Annotated in this window: 14 protein-coding genes; 7 read left to right on the top strand and 7 right to left on the bottom strand. The window is 47.5% G+C overall.

Annotated elements, in window-relative coordinates:
* Positions 1-3 precede the first annotated feature (3 nt).
* A complete protein-coding gene (locus tag PVOR_RS23220) occupies positions 4-654 on the bottom strand; it encodes a hypothetical protein (RefSeq protein WP_006211957.1) in 651 nt (216 codons plus the stop codon).
* A 716-nt stretch (positions 655-1,370) separates the two neighbouring features.
* Between PVOR_RS23220 and PVOR_RS23215 the strand changes: the two genes are divergently transcribed.
* Entirely contained in the window at positions 1,371-1,880 is a 510-nt protein-coding gene (locus PVOR_RS23215; RefSeq protein ID WP_006211956.1) for a GNAT family N-acetyltransferase, read from the top strand.
* Positions 1,881-2,031: 151 nt separating this feature from the next.
* On the opposite strand, the gene PVOR_RS30815 is transcribed toward PVOR_RS23215, so the two are convergent.
* The 4 genes from PVOR_RS30815 to PVOR_RS23205 all read right to left on the bottom strand — a co-directional run bounded on the left by PVOR_RS30815 (position 2,032) and on the right by PVOR_RS23205 (position 4,669).
* Complete coding sequence (locus tag PVOR_RS30815) at positions 2,032-2,172, bottom strand: hypothetical protein (protein ID WP_160164030.1); 141 nt, start codon at positions 2,170-2,172, stop codon at positions 2,032-2,034.
* A gap of 75 nt (positions 2,173-2,247) precedes the next feature.
* Positions 2,248-2,679 (bottom strand): DUF559 domain-containing protein, encoded by a 432-nt coding sequence (locus PVOR_RS29885; protein WP_234973077.1) that lies wholly within the window; start codon positions 2,677-2,679, stop codon positions 2,248-2,250.
* Positions 2,680-2,856: 177 nt separating this feature from the next.
* Positions 2,857-3,522, bottom strand: a complete 666-nt coding sequence (locus PVOR_RS23210) for a YczE/YyaS/YitT family protein (RefSeq protein ID WP_006211952.1) — start codon at positions 3,520-3,522, stop codon at positions 2,857-2,859.
* A gap of 163 nt (positions 3,523-3,685) precedes the next feature.
* Positions 3,686-4,669, bottom strand: coding sequence for a glycoside hydrolase family 43 protein (locus PVOR_RS23205; RefSeq protein WP_006211951.1), 984 nt, complete (start codon positions 4,667-4,669; stop codon positions 3,686-3,688).
* 280 nt (positions 4,670-4,949) lie between these two features.
* Here PVOR_RS23205 and PVOR_RS23200 point away from each other — a divergent pair, with 280 nt between their 5' ends.
* Entirely contained in the window at positions 4,950-6,296 is a 1,347-nt protein-coding gene (locus PVOR_RS23200; protein WP_006211950.1) for an aminotransferase-like domain-containing protein, read from the top strand.
* A gap of 100 nt (positions 6,297-6,396) precedes the next feature.
* On the opposite strand, the gene PVOR_RS23195 is transcribed toward PVOR_RS23200, so the two are convergent.
* On the bottom strand, positions 6,397-6,927 hold the full coding sequence (locus PVOR_RS23195; protein WP_006211949.1) for a hypothetical protein: 531 nt from the start codon (positions 6,925-6,927) through the stop codon (positions 6,397-6,399).
* Positions 6,928-7,534: 607 nt separating this feature from the next.
* The gene (gene mgtE, locus PVOR_RS23185; protein ID WP_006211948.1) at positions 7,535-8,890 is read right to left on the bottom strand and encodes a magnesium transporter; all 1,356 of its coding nucleotides are present in this window, start codon (positions 8,888-8,890) and stop codon (positions 7,535-7,537) included.
* A 257-nt stretch (positions 8,891-9,147) separates the two neighbouring features.
* Between mgtE and PVOR_RS23180 the strand changes: the two genes are divergently transcribed.
* The 5 genes from PVOR_RS23180 (at position 9,148) to PVOR_RS23160 (ending at position 16,354) form a co-directional block, all read left to right on the top strand.
* Positions 9,148-10,065, top strand: a complete 918-nt coding sequence (locus PVOR_RS23180; RefSeq protein WP_006211947.1) for an aldo/keto reductase — start codon at positions 9,148-9,150, stop codon at positions 10,063-10,065.
* Between the two features lie 259 nt (positions 10,066-10,324).
* Complete coding sequence (locus PVOR_RS23175) at positions 10,325-12,610, top strand: helix-turn-helix domain-containing protein (protein WP_234973076.1); 2,286 nt, start codon at positions 10,325-10,327, stop codon at positions 12,608-12,610.
* Between the two features lie 277 nt (positions 12,611-12,887).
* Positions 12,888-13,898 carry an ABC transporter permease gene (locus PVOR_RS23170; RefSeq protein WP_006211945.1) on the top strand — a complete coding sequence of 337 codons (1,011 nt, stop codon included), beginning with the start codon at positions 12,888-12,890 and terminating at the stop codon, positions 13,896-13,898.
* Between the two features lie 342 nt (positions 13,899-14,240).
* Positions 14,241-14,780: a carbohydrate ABC transporter permease gene (locus PVOR_RS32880; RefSeq protein ID WP_327196581.1), complete on the top strand. Its 540-nt coding sequence runs from the start codon at positions 14,241-14,243 to the stop codon at positions 14,778-14,780.
* 62 nt (positions 14,781-14,842) lie between these two features.
* Entirely contained in the window at positions 14,843-16,354 is a 1,512-nt protein-coding gene (locus PVOR_RS23160; RefSeq protein ID WP_006211944.1) for an extracellular solute-binding protein, read from the top strand.
* The last annotated feature ends 18 nt before the right edge of the window (positions 16,355-16,372 follow it).

The raw sequence follows: 16,372 nt of genomic DNA, 5'->3' as shown, positions 1-16,372 counted from the left end.
CGCCTACTCGGTCCGTAAGCGATACCTACGGTACCTCATATTACCGCTAGACACGTACATGATCTCCAAATCCACGAGTTTATGCAGAATTCGACGGGCATGCCTGTCTGTAATGCGCAGATGATCCGCTAACTCTAAAGGCGTGAATGGTCTCAGCAGCCGCCTGGCAAAACGTACCGTCTCGGCTTCAAAAGAAGTTAATGCATGCGGAGTATCAAGAGAAGTGAATTTGCCGATGAAGGATAGAACAAGCTGCTGGCATCGTCGAGGCTCATCTTGAATCGATAGGTAAGGGATGGGGAGGAATATCCAATTATCCAGCGCTAATAAGCAATGCCGCCAGCATAAATCCTTGAATCGTCTTACATCAAGATCTCTGGCGTGAGGGCCGTAGCCTTGAATCTCAATTCCTCCTTTGACACCGCCAGGCATATAAGCCAAATCCACGTAACGAAATCCATTGTTGAAATCGCGTACTTCCCACTCGGGATACAGGTGGTCAAAATGCTGTATCGTTGGGAACCAAATGGTGCGTAAAAATTCGACGGTGCCGTGACCTAGTCCCTTCTCAAGCAATTCGCGCCGCCTGGGGTTTTCCTCCTGCTCAATATTGAGCTGCATCCACTCTTCATATTTTTGAACAAATCTTGACACGCGGATTCTCTCCTCTGTTAAAAGGTAAATGCAAAAAGCCGCCCCGATACAACGTATCGAAGCGGCGTGTACTTCACGACCGAATTTATCTACTAGACAAGTGTATCTTGAAAGTTAGATATCAGCAAGCATGTTTTTGCGATCTTATAGGGACTTGGTTTACGTTAGTGCATGCTGCCTTTCCTTTACTGTGGACGATGAACGGGCGAGAGGTTAATTTTTATGAGAAATCTACTATTCCGAAGACAAACTGTACGTGTCATACACATGAGCATCAAAAACACTTGGCGTCACAATGAAGCCAAACGCAAATCTCAAGATAAATTGCATGTGCCTTAAGTGCGGATTACCAAAGGAGGTTCAGTTTAAGTTATCCATAAAGAGTGATGAAGCAGACGGCAGAGTTGATGGAATTGGTGTTCCATTGCGAGTTGAGTTTCAGTAACGGTGCTCTAAGCAAGAAGAGTTTTAGCTGCGGATACCAACCGAGTTGAGTTTCAGCTACGGAGCTCAAGCAAGGAAAGTTTCAGTATCGGTCTTCCGAGCGAGAAAGGTTTTAGCTAGGGTGCTCTAAGAAAGAAGAGTTTCAACTATGGTGCTCTAAGTGAGGTGAGTTTCAACTACAGTGCTCCAAGCGAAGGCTAGTTTCAGCTACCGGTGTTGTTGCAGCCGTCCAATCATAGTAAACTGATCTAAAAACAATAGTAGGTGCAGCGATGAATATTGAAATTCGGACAGGACGCAGTGAGGATATTCAAGAAATCATGGGTTTGATTGCCCGCTGCGTTCAGGTGATGCAGGCTGGAGGCAGCGACCAATGGGATGAGTTCTATCCGAACCGGGATGTGATCGGGGAGGATTTGCGGAACGGAACGCTGTTTGTAGCTGAGGGTGAAGGCCGTATCTTAGGGATTGTTGTCCTTGATGAAACACAGGACGAGCAGTATCAGACGATTAACTGGAAGCAGGCAGAGGGTCCGCATTTAATGATGCACCGCCTTGCCGTCGATCCGAAAGCGCAGGGGAAGGGCATTGCACGCAAGCTTGTTGCCTTCTCCGAAGAATACGGCATACGCGGAGGTTATAGCAGCCTCCGGCTGGATACTTACTCCAAGAATGCGTCAGCGCTCAAGTTGTATCAAGGTTTGGGTTATGATCTGCGAGGTGAAGTGAACTTCCCTGGCAGGGTTGCAAGTTTCCCTGTATTTGAGAAGGTATTCCAATAAGGAAGCAACTTAAGAAGTCTGCTGTGACCCGTACTGATGCGGGTTGACAGCAGACTTTTCAGATTATTAGAAGGTCATACCGCAGCTGTCGTGTCGGTGTCGGTTCGCTATCACCCGGTATGGCTCTTGCGTGGTAACACTGGACTATCAATTAACGCGAAAGGCTTTGGCTGTATTTATCTACGAGCAGATAGCGGAGGAACATTTCATCCATAAAACCCGGGCGATCAGCAGTTAGCATGCTGCCGATCGCCACAGAAGATGTGAAGATCAAGCCTTCAGTTATAGACACTGTGCCGCATGAGGATGCAGCTCGTATTTCACTACATGTTTGCCTTGCGATCCGGTGACGGGCAAAAGCAACCCCTTATCGCAGAGGGAATGAAGAAAGCGTTAGAGCCGTTCGATGGTTTAAGCGCAGATGTGTCTTGACATCAATCGGGCGAAGCGGACGGGCAAGCATGCACCCAAAACGGATAATTTCACGCTCCGTAACCGTGGGCACACCCACAGAGGAAGTAGCGGCATGATAACGGCTGATCACTATCCTGAGGAGCATTATGCAGATCTCGGGACGATTAGCCACATCATCGTAAGCAAAAGAAATAACCTGATAACCCATAGCTGATAAAAACGTTTCCCGATTTAACTCGTTGCAAAAGGTTTGCCTGTCCATGCCGCTTGCATAAGTATCCAGCCCTTTAATCTCTATGATGAGTTTCAAGTGTGACGTGATGAAGGCGAAGTCGCAGAAATAAGATACTCCCCGCCAGTCCAGCACTTCGAACTGGGGATGCAAATCGCGGAAATGGCCGCGCAGCCTATCAAAATAAAAGAGAACGCCCTGACATACTCCAGGAAAAGGAGTGATTCAGGACGTTCTTCGTCTCTTACAGCCCATTATAATCAAAATGAAGCCAATTAACCATATACTCTTATAAGTTATGACCATAACCCGATTGGACGTGCCCCAGAATTATTGGCCTTGCTCAATGACTGCTTTGGCAGTTCTTTTGCTGCTCAAACGAAATGCGATCCGGCGCAGCAGCTTGATGAAATAACCGACCAGAAAAGCCGAAATGACCGTACCCTCGCGTACGCCTTCAATCGAACCGAACGCAAACAGTGATATGACAATCCCGATGGATACCAGTGTCCAGTCGAATATGATTTTGATATTGCCGAATTCGGCTCCAAGCTTCTCGGAAATGACCTTCACGATGCCTTCACCCGGGTTCAGAATGGCATTGGCGATAATTTGAAGATAGATGCCCACCGCCAGGATGATGCAGCCAGTCAGCAAAGCCAGCATGTTCATGAAATACATCGTAAAGTTAATCGAACTTACCATATACGCTCCCAAATCAAGAAAAAGGCCGAACAGCACCCCGACCAACACTTGAAGATATTGAATCTTGGGAAACTGCTTGCCGAGCAGGAGGGCCTGAAGCACCACAAATAGCACACAGATTCCTATAGTCATCACTCCCATGGAGATGGGGAACTTTAAACTAAGCACATAGGGAACACTAGCGATAGGGGATGTACCGATATTGGCTTTGGTTACGAGAGCAGTGCCGACCCCCATCAATAAAAGACCTGCAATCAGGATCATGTATCGTTGGACAAGCTGTTTTGCCATTCACGCATTCCTTCTTTCTTATGATATTTCTAGCTCCGCTACCTCAAAATCTCGAACAAATAATACCGACTATAATGGTATCACTAAACAGCGGCAGAAATGCATGGATAAACATGAAAAAGCTGAGCTCCATATGCCATGGAACCCAGCTGGTCTGATTACTTTATTTACTGTAAGGGTCAATCGTCTGAATGGTGCCATCCGCATTGTATTTCAACTCGGTGAATTTCACGCTGCGTTTGTTATCCGCTCCTCCAGAGAGGGAGCTGTCATGATAGAAGAGATACCATTTATCCTGGAACTGGACGATGGAGTGGTGGGTTGTCCAGCCGATAACCGGCGTGAGAATCGTCCCCTTGAATTCAAATGGACCTGTCGGGCTCTGGCTGGTGCCATACACGATTTGGTGTGTCGAACCGGTGGAGTAAGAGAGGTAGTAGGTGCCGTTGTATTTATGAACCCACGGACCTTCAAAATATCTTCTCTCTTCATCTCCGGCAGTTATCGGACTGCCATTCTCATCAATGATGGATATTTCTTGCGGTGTATCCTTGAACGTGAGCATGTCGTCACTCAGTTCGGCAACCCGCGGTCCGATGGCAGGTGCATCTGCGGCAGGTCCCTCCCCATCCGGAATGTGGGAGCCGGTCTGCCATTGCTCCAGCTGTCCACCCCAGAGGCCGCCGAAATAAATGTACGCCCGGTTATCGTCATCCACGAATACGGCAGGGTCAATGCTGTAGCTGCCCGGGATGTAGTCGGGCTCCGGCGTGAAAGGTCCGGAAGGGGACGAACTGGTAGCTACGCCAAGACGGAATATGTCGTTATGATCTCGGGCAGGGAAGTACAAGTAATAGGTGTCGTTTTTATAAGCAGCATCCGGTGCCCACATCTGTTTCTTGGCCCACGGAACATCCTTTACATGCAGGGCTTGACCATGGTCAACGCACGGAGCGTTCACATCTTCCATCGATAAAACGTGGTAGTCTTCCATATCGTACTGATCGCCATTATCATTGGACGTGTTCTCATGATCAAGGTCATGGGATGGATAAATATAAATCTTACCCTCAAATACATGGGCAGAAGGGTCTGCGGTGTAAATGTGGGTTACGATGGGTTCATTAGGTTGTGCCGGTTTGCTCATGATATATCCTCCTTGGTTTATTGCGTTTGTAAGCGTTATATTTTTTATTCTATCAAACGTCCATCTCGCATTAAACCTAATAAAATTAGGTATTATACCTAAAAATTTTAGATATTTGCGCCTTTTAGTCTTTTGTTGTGTCTTTTTAACATGAAATAACGCTGAAATGATGGGAGAGGGAGTAAACGGATACGGCGATCATTCAACTCAAAACTTAACCAAGCCCTGGGTACCGTTAGGGTGGTGGGTTATAATCTAAGCATAAGAGGGGGCGTAGCGGATGAAAAAATACATGTCCATTCTGGTTGATATGGAATCGAAGATTCAGGAAGGACAATACCGTCCCGGTCAGAAGCTGCCCTCCGTCCGAAGCGCTGCACAACAATACGGATGCAGCATCAGCACGGTCATTCGCGCCTATGCTGAGCTGGAGGAGCGGCATGCCATATATTCGGTTTCGCAAAGCGGCTATTATGTAGTTCAGAAGGAGAGCGATCCCGATAACAGGGACGAAAGCCTGATTGATTTTGCCTCGGCTTCTCCCGACGTGAACGTGTTCCCTTATCTGGACTTTCAGCACTGTTTGAACAAGGCCATCGATACCTACAAATACCATCTCTTCACGTATGGTGACGGGAAAGGAATGGATAAACTCCGCCATACGCTGGTTTCCCATTTTGCAGACAGCCAGGTGTTTACCCGCCCAGAGCGGATTATGGTGACGTCCGGTGCCCAGCAGGCGATGGAAATACTGGCGAAGATGCCGTTTCCTAACGGAAAATCGGTGATTCTGGTGGAGCAGCCCAGCTACAATAACTTTTTGCATTTTCTGGAGTCGGAGAATGTTCCGGTTGTGGGCATTCCTCGTTCTACAGCGGGGATCGATATCGGGTTGTTGGAGGAGAAGTTCAAGACCGGACATATTAAGTTTTTTTATACGATGCCAAGATACCACAACCCGCTTGGAACCTCGCTTCGAGTCGAGGAGCGGAAAGCGATCGCCGCATTGGCGAGTCAATATGATGTATTTGTGGTGGAAGATGATTACATGGCCGATCTGGGGGATGAGCGAGGATTCGATCCGGTTTATGCTTATAACCAAACTTCACACATCATCTATTTGAAAAGCTTTTCGAAGATTATCTTTCCAGGTTTGCGTCTCGGGGCAGTTGTTCTGCCGGAAAGCCTGCTGGAGGAATTTTACGCCTATAAAAAATACGGGGATGCTTCACTGCTGTCCCAAGCTGCGCTCGAAATTTATATCAGCAACGGCATGTATGAACGGCATAAACAGAAAATCTACAGGCAGTATGAGACCCGAATGGTGGCTTTGGATTCCGCTGTGCAGTTATATGGAGGAACTGGACTTATTGAAGTCGTACCCGGCAACGGTGGAATATATAAAATATTCAAGCTGCCGCATAACGTAAATTTGGAGCGTTTGATCAAGCGGCTGGAGGAGCGGAGCATCTTAGTGGTATCAGGCAAGCCGTTCTACCTGTCCCAGTATCTGGAGCGCGACAAATTCATACGCATCAGTATTTCCAGAGTGAGCCAGGCGCAGATTGAGGCAGGGGTTCAGACGATTGTGGAGGAAGTGAAGCGAGAACTGGGGAACCGGTGGTGATGAACGGAAGGATGGTGTAGTGCAGCCGATCGGCCGATAGGGTTCCACTGAAGAAAAAGACGTGCTGTCTGCAAGCCCCTCAAGGGGACATGCAGACGATTCACGTCAGAAAGAATCGGACCAGACCCAGTACAGCAAAAGCGAATAATACCACCCCGGAACCTATCCCTGTGATTGCGCTGTTTGCTACCCGCAGTTTAGGGGACACAAACAGGGAAATAATCGAAATGGCCACCAGTAGAGCTGCCAGAACGTAAAGACTTGGATCGTCAAATACACGGGAAAGCCCAATGAAATGAATGCCGACAATGAAGGCGATCCATGGCGCTACATAATCTTTGCGTTTTTTTCGGATGAGGAGAAAAGCTCCAAGCCCTGCCAGGAAAAATTCAACATAAACGGAGATGAGGTAATTCTTGAAGTTCGTTTGATCTGTTAGCGCAGAAGGTGCATCCCAGTTTGTTATACTTAAATAAACCCCCAGCAAACACACCAGGAGCGCAGCACCCGAGGCGATGCCCAGGTATTTGCGCCAGCTTGCCCGCGGATTTTCCTGTGCCCAACCAAACCAGCTCATGCTGAACATACCGAAGATCGATGCGTACATGGCGTAATCCCGTATGTATTCCATTCAACCCCTCCATGATTAAGGAAAAATTTACATGTCATTCGCGTTAATACTATATCATGGAACGGAGGGTTCCGTGATAGGTTCCGGGTAAAAAATTCACACGTCATTATCATCCTGAAGGGTGAGATTGGCCTCAACTGCTCGTCGCATGATTATGAAGAAGAAAATAGATGGAATTCGCTGCCCTGGTTCATCAAGGCGGCTTATTGATGTTTTCGAGCAAACATGCTTCTTCACAGATTGAGCTTGGTAGGATACACGTTCCAATTCGCCTAATCATAGTATGGGGAAAATACAATCACGTTACAAAATATGGTGAATGCCTTCTATTTAACGAACTGCTGACAGCATCCTTGTCAGGCTTGGATACAGATTGAGCAGTTTGCTGTTGAGGGGGAGATTATCCCCTTATTGGAATGGATACGTAATCGAATGGAGGGAACCGTGTTGGCATTTCATGCTGCAGTCTCTGGGAACATCAGTCGATTGCATCCATTGGCCGCGATTGACATCCCTCCACGGGCAGAGCCCAAAAAGACTTCCGGTTCATTAACCGGAAGTCTTTTTTTGAAAGGATATGAATCCGTCCCAGATAGCGCGTGCTCGGCTAAATGTAAGAAAGAAACAAGGTGGCGATGCCGAAGTAAATAACAAGCGAGAGAATATCGTTGATGGTTGTAATTAACGGCCCGGAAGCCACAGCCGGATCAATCTTGAATTTAAATAGAATGAGAGGAATGATGGTACCCGCCATGGTTCCGACGATGAGGGTTGCAACCAGCGAGCTTCCAACCACAAACCCCAGGTAGAGATTGCCCTGCCAGAAATAGGCGATTAAGGAGATCAGAAAGCCGCATGTCACACCGATCATCAAACCGACCTTCAGCTCTCTTGCTAACAACCGGTATACCAGCGATTTGCTCATTTCCTTTGTTGTCAGACCACGGACAATGACCGCAAGGGACTGTGTACCGGTATTTCCGGTCATACCTGCAATCATGGGCATGAAGAAGGCGAGGGCCACAACCTGTGCCAGCGTTTCTTCAAACCGGGAAATGATTGTTCCCGAGATCAGACCGATGAATAAGAGCAGAATCAGCCAAGGCAATCTTCGGTAGGCCGCTACCGTGGCCTTGGTGTTAAAATCAATGGATTTTCCGCCAGTGGCGTTCATTTTCCGGATGTCCTCATCTGCTTCACTGATGACCACATCGAGAATATCGTCAACGGTAATGATCCCCACCAACCGGTTGTCCTGTTCAACGACCGGAATCGCGACCAAATCATACTTTTGGATAAGCAGCGCGACCTCCTCCTGATCCGCATCCACAGGCACGGACAGAACTCGGCTATGCATGATATCCACGATATATTCATCCGGCTCGGCCAAGATGAGCCCGCGGTAGGAAACCACGCCCATGAGTTTCTTGTCATGATCGATAACGTACAGATAGTTGATCGTTTCCGAAATAGAAACATAGGTTTTCAGCTTCTGCACCACCTCCGACACGGTGTAATGCTGAGGAATCCAGACATAGCGGTTGGTCATGATCCGGCCGGCCGTTTCCGGCGGATATTTCATGATGTTCTGTACAAATTGGGATTCTTCATCCCGCATTCCTCTAATGAGCTCGTCTTTCTGTTCGGGAGACAGCTCGTCCAGCAGAATGGCCAAGTCGTCATTATCCATCAAGTCCAGGATGATGGCGGTTTTTTCTTTACCCAGCCTGGTCAACACTTCAATTTGATTGGGATGCTCCATTTCCTGGATCATATCGGCAATCTGGTCTTCATTCAGAAATTTCAGAAGCTGGGTCTGCTCCGTATTACTTAGATGGCTATGTACTCTTGCCAGATCATAAGGCAGAAATTCATGGATGATGTGCTGAAAGTCTGTCGAAGTCTTCGCTTGCAGACTCTCCTTAATGTCCGGCATTAATTGCTCGAGTGTTCGAGAATTCACGCTGAAATCCCCCTTTCTTATTCCATAACAGGATAACGGAAATCATTATTATAGGGTTCACCATAACAACTTATTATTAAACAGTCTACATATGGGGGATGTGTGAAAATAAAATTTTTGAATGGAACAAGAGAAAGCCCTAATGTGCGAGCTGCCATCCGTATATAATCAAGCTGTCAAATTCATTTCGATTGTTGCAAACGGTTGCAATATCACATAAGATATAGGCGCACAAATCTGCGGGAAGAGGTGAGCATATGAAATACAGACGATTAGGCAAAACCGATCTGAAGGTATCTGTAGTCGGTGTGGGAACATGGCAGTTTGGCGGTGATTGGGGGAAGGATTTCGACCAAAGGGAAGTTGACGAAATCTTGACCCGCGCGAAGGAACTGGGCATTAATTTGTTAGATACAGCCGAGTGTTACGGGCCTCATCATATGTCTGAGAATTTCATCGGGGATTTCTTGTCGCGTGACCGCCGCGAGGATTGGGTTATTGCCTCCAAGTTTGGTCATCAGTGGCATGAGCAATGGGAGAATGCCTGGGACGCGAAGCAGATTCGAATCCAGCTGGAGGAATCTCTTAAAGCGCTGCGTACGGATTATATCGACCTGTATCAATTCCATTCCGGCTCGGATGAAGTGTTCAATAATGATGAGATGTGGACGATGCTGGACAAGCAGGTTCAGGCGGGAACGATCCGCAATCTCGGGATATCGATCGGAAGCAATAGGAATATCTATCAAACCGACAAGGCTGCGGAGCTGAATGCCAAGGCGATTCAGGTTGTGTATAACCGTCTGGATCAGGCACCGGAGGAAGAGGTTCTCCCTTCATGCCTGAAGCAGAATCTTGGTGTATTGGCACGGGTTCCGCTGGCAAGCGGGTACTTGAGCGGGAAATACAAGCCGGGGACGGTGTTCAGCGATAAAGTGCGAAGGAACCGTGACCAGGACGAGATTAATGCCAAGCTGAAGCTTGTGGAAGAGATCAGACAAAAGGAAGTGCCCGAAGGCGTGAATATGGCGGAATGGGCGCTGGCCTGGTGTCTGAAGCATCCGGCGGTGAGCTGTGTCATTCCGGGCTGCAAAAGCGTGGATCAGGTAGAGATGAACGCAAAGGCCGTGGAGCAGGATCTGGTAAACGAAGAACACCCGGGTGCTTGGAAATAATCAAGCAGCGGTCGTAACTGACGCAGGCTGTTACGGGATGAGCGGGTTAGATAGTAGAATGTTTAAGCATCTCAAGGTCTTTCGTAGATCCTTGTGATGCTTTTTTCATGGTGGCTATCCAAGTGAATCTCTTAAATCTTCTGAACGATTAACAGTGACTCATTGCCATAATAGATCGTAATGGAATAGTATAAAGTAGTAATCATCGAGAGCTATAGTATGGGGAGCCTTGGACATGAAGATACGAGATCATAATCGAATGACCTGGACTAGATGGTTTATGAACAAGCCATCGTTTTACCGAAAAATGGTGTGGATCGCTTTATTATCGTCGATTGTTCCGATTATGATCTTGGGCATATCCAGCTACGCCATGACAACCAAAATGGTCAAGCAGGATGCAAGTCAGGACGTCTCGCAGATTTTGAATTATGCTTCACAGACGATTGATACAGGGATGGATCGAATACAGAATAATTTGATTCAGATGTTAATGGGGTCATTTTTCACCTCCGATTTTGCAGAGCAGAAACGTAACAATTATGCCGGGTTTTATTCCAATGTGTATCAGAATCTGGCAGCCTTTAAGAATGGAAATCCTCAGATCGAGGATATTTCCTTATATACGTTGGATGAGAATTACTTCATATCGGCTACATATGGCGGGCACAAGGCTGAATCTGAAGACGAAATCAGAGCAGCCCATCAATTGCTGAACGACAAACAGCAGCTTTATTGGAAGGCAGGCTATTCTCTCAATGGCAGAGAGGACGACAATGGCATTTCTATCATAAGCGCACTCCCCCTGCATGCCCAGGACCCGATAGGCTTTATTGGGATCACGATGGACAATCGAATGTTCGAATCGTTAGCCAGGCCCTTCATCAAATATGAGAATGAACGAATGTATGTCCTTGACGATACAGGCCAATTGGTATTCCATCTCAATGGCACCTCGGTTCCTCCGGAATTGTATGAAATGATAACGGTTACAAATAAAATCGGACATGAATTTGTATACCATTGGGATGGCAAGGAATACCTTGTTACCTCCAAGCTTTCGCCTATGTACAATCTGCTGTACATCGACATGATTCCAACAAAAGAGTTATACAGCAGCTCGCAGTGGATAGCGGGCATGACCTTGCTTATGGTTGTGATTGTTCTTGTCACCGGCTTCACATTGGCATGGGTTGGCGCGAAAAGAGCCTATCGGCCGATCAAAAAGCTGATGTTCCAAGTCAGCGGCAGTCAGACGGGCGATATGGGAATGGATGAGATCAGTTATGTCAATAAGCGCTGGACGGAAATGAACAGCAAGGCGCTTGAACTGGAAGGACAATTGAATGAACAGCTGCCGCTGATCCGTGAGATTTTTGCCCTCCGGCTGATGGAGGGACAGTTCACACATGATCGCCAGGAGCATCTGGCGGCTCTTCTAGGCAGGTACAGCATACCGAAACAGCAATCAGCGGTCGTTTTTATCATTGCATATGATCAATTTGTGGAAGAGGCCAAGTTTCAAGAGTCCGATAAGGACCTGATCCTGTTTATTATGAAAAATATTGCGTCGGAGCTCTTGGAGCAGAGCGGTCTCCAGGGAATTGTAATCAATGCCTTGAACGATCAAGTGATCGTGTGGCTCTGGACGGAGCAAGAAGAGGCCAGGGCATGGGAGCTTACGCTTAAGCCGGTTGTGGAGCAGGTCCGTCAGCAGATTGCCCATTATCTATGTTCGCCGGTGACAATTGGTTTAAGCAGAACGACAGACCAGGTGGAGTTGTTACCCGACTTGTACCGGGAAGCGCAGCTTGCCATTCATTCGCGCATGATTAACGGCGGCAACCAGATCATTGAGAGCAAAGGCCTCATCAACTCCATGAATTATCGATACCCGACGGAGCTGGAGACTCATTTTACCGCGTCGCTTCAAGTAGGCAACTTCGCGGAGGCTGAGCGTATGCTGCATGCATTCTCTGATAAAGTGCAGACGGCCGTACATAATCCCGAGCTTATTCTGATGTCCTATGATCAGCTGTTATCTACGACACTTCGAACCGCGTATCTGATGGATATCGACTATGACCATTTATTTGGTCGTTCTACCTTCGAGTTATATACGGAAATGAGAGAGTGTGCGACGATTCAGGACTTGAATGAGTGGTTTAAGCGCGAATTGTTAGAACCGATTTTGCTGTCGCTCAGCAACAAAAAGAATCAAGAATACGAGCACCTTATTCATAAAGTTACGCTGTATATTGCCGAGCATTATCATCTGGATATTTCGCTGGATCAATGTGCGCAAATTTGTGGTATAAGCCCTCCTTACCTGAGCAAACTCTTCAAGAAAGTGAAGGATATTTCTTTTATCGAATATTTGACCCAGGTTCGCGTAACCAGAGCGATTGACTTGTTGGTTACAACGGATTTGCTGGTGAATGAAATTGCCGAGCAGGTAGGATACAACCCCAAGAATTTTATAAGGGTGTTCAAAAAACAGACCGGATTGCCGCCAGGGCAGTACCGTGAAACGCATAGAACGTAATCTTCCTTATTCGACTGACTTGCAATCGACGAGAAGTTAAGGACACTTCTCGTTTTTGCAAGTTTTTTTGTGCCGCGAAGAGGGTCTCATTTTTTAGTCTCGGGCCCGGTCAGGCTGTTGATTTATGAGTCATACCCAACGGGAGAATCCAGTCGTACCAAGGGATTCGCAATTTTTGCAGCGTCAGGCTCATCGGATGAAGAATTGGTCATTGCCCAGTGAATCGCCGGCTTGTAAGATGCAGACATGAAACACTTTGGTAAGCAAGTGGAACTTCATGATCATGCAGGAGGTGGTGGTTACCTTGTCGCAATCCAATACGGAGCAAGTCATTTTGGCATCTGGTAGTGAAAGGGAACGAGGCGGAAAAAAAAGATCCAGGCTGGAACGAATGAAGGTGATAATCGCCCGGGAGAAATATTTATATGTGCTTGCGCTTCCGGGGCTGTTGTTTTTCCTCATATTTAAGTACTTCCCCATCTGGGGTCTTGCTTTAGCCTTTCAGAATTACTCTCCGTATTTAGGCTTCTGGGGGAGTGAATGGGTTGGTCTTAAGTATTTTTATGATTTTTTTACGAACCCGGATTTTCTGCTTCTATTCCGAAATACGATGGCAATCAGTCTGCTCAACATTATGTTTTTCTTCCCGGTACCGATTGTTCTGTCACTGCTTATTAACGAAGTACGGAGCATGAAGTTCAAGAAGACGATTCAGACGATTATCTATTTGCCCCACTTTTTATCATGGGTCATCATCGCAGGCATTTGTTTCATTATTCTCGGCCAGAGCGACGGCATTATCAATAAAATTATCGTTGAGCTCGGCGGACAACCGATTGGCTTCTTAACGGAGCCTAATTATTTCTGGGGGCTTCTCACGGCACAGAGCATCTGGAAGGAAGCGGGTTGGGGAACGATCATATTTCTGGCGGCACTTGCCGGCATCAATCAAGACTTGTACGAAGCGGCACAGATTGATGGCGCAAACCGCTGGAAGCAGATGTTGAACGTGACACTGCCGGGCATTAAAAGCACAATTATCGTACTGCTCATACTGAGACTCGGACAGGTAATGGAAGTCGGATTCGAGCAAGTCTACCTGATGATGAGTTCTCCGGTTTCGCATGTAGCCGATGTATTCGACACGTATGTCTATCGGACAGGCATTCAGAACGGCCGATTCAGTTACGCGACGGTTGTCGGGATCTTTAAATCGGTTGTCGGTCTGCTTCTGGTTGTTATGGCCAATCGCTTGGCCAAAAAATTCGGTGAGGAGGGTCTTTACTGATGAAGCACTCCTTCGGTTATAAATTCACGAATGGAATGATTTATGCGGTGCTGTCCCTGATCGGACTGGTAACCCTGCTGCCGTTCCTGTACGTAATCATCATCTCGTTTACAGATCCAAGTGAATATCTGACCAAGTCTCTCATCCTGATTCCGGAAAAATGGAGCTTCAGCTCCTACCGATACATCCTGTCTACCGAGATGTTCATCCGTTCCTTGGGAGTCAGCGCTTTTCTCGCCATAGTCGGTTCCATTATCAGCATCATGATCACAAGCGCTCTGTCATATTCGTCTTTCCCGGAGGCAATTCTTCGGCAAGAAATTCTTCTTGCTTGCCATTCTGATGACGATGCTGTTCAATCCCGGCATGATTCCAAACTTCTTGCTGGTGGAGAGCATGGGATTGATGGATACGATATGGTCGTTGATTCTTCCGGCTGTTACGAGTGCCTGGTATGTGTTCTTAATGAGAAATTTTTATCAGGAATTACCGGAGGAACTGGAGGAAGCAGCCAAAATTGACGGCTCCAACGATATCGGCGTGTTCTTCAAAATCATGCTCCCCATCTCGCTGCCTGCCATAGCCGCTTTCGGATTATTTTTTGCCGTAGGGTTCTGGAACACCTACTTTAACGGAGTGTTGTACATTAATTCGGAAGAACTGCGGCCGATGCAGGTCGTTCTTCAGATGATGCTGATACAGGCATCGACTAATGTGGCAGATCCATCCGTTGCCGCCATGCTGCAAAGCGAGCAGATGCTGCCTCCAGAGACCATCAAGATGGCAGCTGTGGTTGTCGCATCCCTGCCTATCATTCTGGTCTATCCTTTCTTGCAGAAGTACTTTGTCAAAGGTATGCTGGTGGGTTCCATTAAAGGTTAATAGCGCGGACATCACCATTACATATTGATTCTTAATGATGATACAAAGGGAGGGTCTTACACATGAAAAAAAGAAATTGGGTCACCATGCTATTCGCTCTGACACTCGCCGTATCCTTAGTGGGATGCGCCAAAGGGGAGAGCAAATCTGCCGAAGGCGAAGCTGCGGACGGTGAGCAAAAACCGGTTGAGATCAGTATTGGTACGATGACGTACGGGGAATCTCCGAGCAGTGATCTGGACAGCATCACACAGTTGAACGAGGAATTGAACGTCAAGCTGGATATCGATTTCTATCCAATCAACAGCTACAAAGAGAAAGTCAATGCGCTGCTGGCCTCCAAGAGTTTGCCTGATGTTATTTTGATAGAGGACATTCAGGATCCCGCATTCTCAACGGCTACCGAACAAGGAGCATTCTGGGATTTGACGCCTTACATCAAGGATTATCCAAATCTTGCAGCCTACCCGGAGAACGCGTATGAAAATACGAAGTTTCTGGGCAAGACATTCGGCATCCCGCGCGTTCGTCCACTGGACGGCCATGAATCCCTAATGATCCGCCAGGATTGGCTGGACCAGGTTGGCCTTAAAGCTCCTGCCACGATGGACGAGCTCTATCAAGTTTTAGAAGCTTTCACCAAGAACGACCCGGATCAGAACGGCAAGAACGATACCTATGGTATGGCACAGGCCAGCGTAAGCGGTTATTTGATGTCGATGTTTGGCGCGGGTACAACGTGGAAAGAGCAGGCGGATGGGACACTCCTTCCTTATTGGATGACAGATGAAGCCAAGACAGCGCTGGAATTCTGGAGCAAGGCCTATGCCGATGGCCTGATTACACCGGATTTGCCGGTCATGAAGTCAAGCCAGGTGAAGGAAATGATCATCCAAGGCAAAGCCGGAGTGGCTATTGCCAACGTTAATGAAGCCTTTATGTTTGGGCAAGAGCTGAAGAAAATCCATCCGGAAGCAGAGCTGAAAGCCTTTGAGATCCCTGCTGCTCCGGACGGCAAGAAATACCATGAGCAAGCTTACGGGTCCTACGGCGTATTTCTTGTGAATAAATTAACGGTAGACGAGGCGAAGCTGAAGAAAATTCTAGAGGTCTATAACGCCACAGCGGACGAGGAAGGCTACAATCTGATCACGTATGGCTTGAAGGATGTAGATTATACCGTTTCGGAAGATGGTTCCATCGTTCAGACCGATGAGGGCAAAAAGAAAGCGTATGGTACCGCTACGACAGCACAATGGATTTCCGGTTATTTTAACAAGTATCAGCGTGCAGAAGCGCCCGACATGCCGGCGGAAGTGAAGGAATATAACTACAAACTAATCGACGCCATTACAAACTCCTCGGTGGTTAACCCGGCTGCCGGTTTGCCAGTGACGGAAGCCTGGATGGAAAGAGGCGGCGACTGGCAGAAGAAGTTCGTTGACATGTATACCAATGTGCTTATCGGCAAATCGAGTTTGGCGGATTGGGATGCCTTTATTGCCGGACTGCAGGCCGATGCCAACTTCCAGCAGCATTTGAAGGATACGGCGGACAGTTACCAATCGAAGTAAACAAGGGATGGATGGTTC

It is taken from the genome of Paenibacillus vortex V453, from assembly GCF_000193415.1.
GTDB lineage: Bacteria > Bacillota > Bacilli > Paenibacillales > Paenibacillaceae > Paenibacillus_AQ > Paenibacillus_AQ glucanolyticus.
The sequence above is the reverse complement of the archived record's forward strand: the minus strand, read 5'-3'. Positions and strand labels throughout refer to the sequence as shown.

Bases quoted from the DNA above. Each gene is read 5' to 3' on its own strand.
- PVOR_RS23215 (WP_006211956.1), top strand. From the start codon at position 1,371: ATGAATATTGAAATTCGGACAGGACGCAGTGAGGATATTCAAGAAATC.
- PVOR_RS23210 (WP_006211952.1), bottom strand. From the start codon at position 3,522: ATGGCAAAACAGCTTGTCCAACGATACATGATCCTGATTGCAGGTCTT.
- PVOR_RS23205 (WP_006211951.1), bottom strand. From the start codon at position 4,669: ATGAGCAAACCGGCACAACCTAATGAACCCATCGTAACCCACATTTAC.
- PVOR_RS23200 (WP_006211950.1), top strand. From the start codon at position 4,950: ATGAAAAAATACATGTCCATTCTGGTTGATATGGAATCGAAGATTCAG.
- PVOR_RS23195 (WP_006211949.1), bottom strand. From the start codon at position 6,927: ATGGAATACATACGGGATTACGCCATGTACGCATCGATCTTCGGTATG.
- PVOR_RS23180 (WP_006211947.1), top strand. From the start codon at position 9,148: ATGAAATACAGACGATTAGGCAAAACCGATCTGAAGGTATCTGTAGTC.
- PVOR_RS23175 (WP_234973076.1), top strand. From the start codon at position 10,325: ATGACCTGGACTAGATGGTTTATGAACAAGCCATCGTTTTACCGAAAA.
- PVOR_RS23170 (WP_006211945.1), top strand. From the start codon at position 12,888: ATGATCATGCAGGAGGTGGTGGTTACCTTGTCGCAATCCAATACGGAG.
- PVOR_RS32880 (WP_327196581.1), top strand. From the start codon at position 14,241: ATGACGATGCTGTTCAATCCCGGCATGATTCCAAACTTCTTGCTGGTG.
- PVOR_RS23160 (WP_006211944.1), top strand. From the start codon at position 14,843: ATGAAAAAAAGAAATTGGGTCACCATGCTATTCGCTCTGACACTCGCC.